Source organism: Halalkalibacterium halodurans (assembly GCF_004376175.1).
In the GTDB taxonomy this organism is placed as follows: Bacteria; Bacillota; Bacilli; order Bacillales; family Bacillaceae_D; genus Halalkalibacterium; species Halalkalibacterium halodurans.
Genome location: NZ_SNUY01000134.1, coordinates 1 through 2,423, shown reverse-complemented (window position 1 = coordinate 2,423; position 2,423 = coordinate 1). Strand labels below are relative to the sequence as shown.

At 40.2% G+C, this 2,423-nt stretch carries 3 protein-coding genes and 2 pseudogenes; 4 read left to right on the top strand and 1 reads right to left on the bottom strand.

Features of this window, described 5'->3' with window-relative positions; genetic code table 11:
• Positions 1-682: pseudogene (locus tag E2L07_RS20380) on the top strand (hypothetical protein); the annotation flags it as partial.
• A 65-nt stretch (positions 683-747) separates the two neighbouring features.
• Positions 748-1,191 (top strand): YlbF/YmcA family competence regulator, encoded by a 444-nt coding sequence (locus tag E2L07_RS20375; RefSeq protein WP_134230520.1) that lies wholly within the window; start codon positions 748-750, stop codon positions 1,189-1,191.
• Between the two features lie 54 nt (positions 1,192-1,245).
• Here the strand turns inward: E2L07_RS20375 and E2L07_RS20370 are convergent, their stop codons facing one another.
• A complete protein-coding gene (locus E2L07_RS20370) occupies positions 1,246-1,560 on the bottom strand; it encodes a hypothetical protein (RefSeq protein WP_134230519.1) in 315 nt (104 codons plus the stop codon).
• A 135-nt stretch (positions 1,561-1,695) separates the two neighbouring features.
• On the opposite strand from E2L07_RS20370, the gene E2L07_RS20365 reads away from it, so the two are divergent.
• A complete protein-coding gene (locus E2L07_RS20365; protein WP_053430891.1) occupies positions 1,696-1,974 on the top strand; it encodes a YlbG family protein in 279 nt (92 codons plus the stop codon).
• A gap of 131 nt (positions 1,975-2,105) precedes the next feature.
• A pseudogene (locus E2L07_RS20360) lies at positions 2,106-2,300 on the top strand (cytochrome C biogenesis protein); the annotation flags it as partial.
• Positions 2,301-2,423: the final 123 nt, after the last annotated feature.

Here is a 2,423-nt window from a genome sequence, read left to right as displayed (position 1 = left end):
CTTTGTCATGCACATTTTTGAAAATACAATGAAAATAATGAGTGTGCAGGCCATTCCAATCCAATTTCCAGTAATTTTGGTTCATTTCACCCGGAAAATTGTTATTTATTCCGAGACTCTATATTATAAGTTACTAAAAGGGATGGAGATCGACCCGAGACATCGCTGCGTCCTACATGTGGGGGGAAAGAAAAAAGGGGTAGAGGCAGGACTGGAACAGTTTATCGAAAATACCGCTAGTATTCCAAAGTCGTTATTATCTATGATCATGCTAGAAAATGATGATAAAAGCTATACAATTGATGATGTGCTCTATCTAGGTGAAAAGCTCGCCATTCCTGTTGTTTTAGATATCCATCACCATGACGTTTTGCATCGGAGCAAATCATTACAGGAGACATGGCAACGAATCGTCGCCACATGGGAGGATAGTCCGCTTCCCGTAAAAATTCATCTATCGAGTCCATTATCAGGTGAGGATGATCCTAGGCACCATGATTACATCAATGCTGATCGATTCATCGCCTTTTTGCATGAGATTGGAGCTGATGCGGTCGATCATCTTCACGTCATGATTGAGGCGAAAAAGAAAGATTTGGCCCTCTTTCAATTGATGAAAGATTTAGCACAATATGATGAGATAACGGTCGTATCAAAGAGCGCGATCGAGTTTAACCCATAGGTTTTGTCGATGAGTAGAGCGAGAGCTTTGTCCATGTTATAATGAAGGGGAAAGGGGATGATGGTATGCTCACATCCATCGATACGTCCTTGTTGATCGAACAGGCAGATCAGCTTGGCGCTATGATTAAGGACTCTGAACCTTTTCATCACTATATCGTGGCAAAACGAGCATTGCAACAAAATAAAGAAGCTCAACAGCTGATTGCTGAATTTAATAAAATGAAAGACATGCACGAAGAGGTACAGCGTTTCGGAAAATACCATCCTGATTATGACCGTGTGTCGCGTGAGATTCGCATGCTAAAACGAACGTTAGATTTACATCCGTCCGTCGTAGCATTTAAAGAAGCAGAAGCGGAATTGGAGTCGCTTTTAAATGAGCTGTCAGTCATGATTGCTCGCGCGGTGTCTCCATCAATTAAAGTGCCAACAGGGAATCCATTTTTTGATTCAATTGGCTGCGGTGGCGGTTGTGGTTCCGGTGGTGGGTGCAGCTGTAGTGCCTAATGATTGGACACGCTGTTTCATGCTGAAGCAGTGTGTTTTTACGTTTAAAGGCGATTAAGTGCTAAAACGAATGCAGTCGATGCATCCATTACCACAACAAAACATTTTCCGTAATGGAACATAGAAACGGACACGATAGACGTAGGTTTGAGCAAAGGTACGAACATATACAAGATCAGCGTGTAATTGTTTTCCTTTCATCACTAGTCCGGCCGCTTCCTTTAACAAATGCTCTAGCTGATTTCGTGAAAGCGGTGTCTTTACATAAAGAAAGGGAAAGCCACTGTATGTGCGACTCGAAAGGTTTTCAATTTTATCCTGACTTCGAAGTTCGCGAAGAAAGTCAGTCCAGACAAGGTCTAAGTCCATGGAAGGTCCATCCTTTACAGCAAGAAGTTTTACATTCATTATACAAAAACATTCAGCATTGTTGTATGATTGAAGGGACGGATTGTTTCTGATAGACTAATGGAAGCAAGCATTAAGAAAAGGGGATCTAACTACATGCTTACTAGCAATCGCCAAGGCATGGCTGTCTACCTCACATCATTAAAATTTGCACGACAACTTAGACGTTTCGGGTACGTCCACTATGTTTCGAAAAAAATGAGATATGTCGTTTTATATTGCAACGAAGAAGCTGTCCAAACGACGATGAAGAAGCTTCAATCATTTCATTTTGTAAAAGACGTTCAGCTTTCCATGCGCCCTTATGTGCAAACAGAGTTTCAAAATGCAAAGCCTGATAAAGCGAAAGAGTACGATTATAAGATGGGTTTATAAAGGATTGCGAGAAAATGACCTTTACAGTCGGTGATTTTCCTTCATCCAGAATAACTTTTACAAAAATGCATCACATCATGTGGTGCATTTTTTAGTTCAATCACCATCCAGTAGAAAAGGGAGGGAGTCCGATGACCTTTTTTACGTTTGTAAAAATTGAAGTGCTAATACCTGAGGAATATATCGAAAACTTAAGAGATGAACTAAATCACTTAGGTATTCTAACTGTTGGTGACTATGACCATGTCGTTTCTTTTGCTTCTGTAAAAGGGTATTGGAGACCTATTCAAAAAGCTAATCCTTTTCAAGGAGAAAGGGGGAAAATGAGAGTGTAAAATATTTTGTGTAAATAGAAATGCACTAAATGATGTTCATAGAAAAAAGAAGACCCTTTCTGTAGAATAAAGTTAGCCGACTAAATTCACAGAAAAGAGGTCTTCCCTATGAAT

What these genes read in the sequence shown, in the direction of transcription:
- E2L07_RS20375 (WP_134230520.1), top strand. Translation starts at nt 748, where the DNA reads ATGCTCACATCCATCGATACGTCCTTGTTGATCGAACAGGCAGATCAG.
- E2L07_RS20370 (WP_134230519.1), bottom strand. Translation starts at nt 1,560, where the DNA reads ATGGACTTAGACCTTGTCTGGACTGACTTTCTTCGCGAACTTCGAAGT.
- E2L07_RS20365 (WP_053430891.1), top strand. Translation starts at nt 1,696, where the DNA reads ATGCTTACTAGCAATCGCCAAGGCATGGCTGTCTACCTCACATCATTA.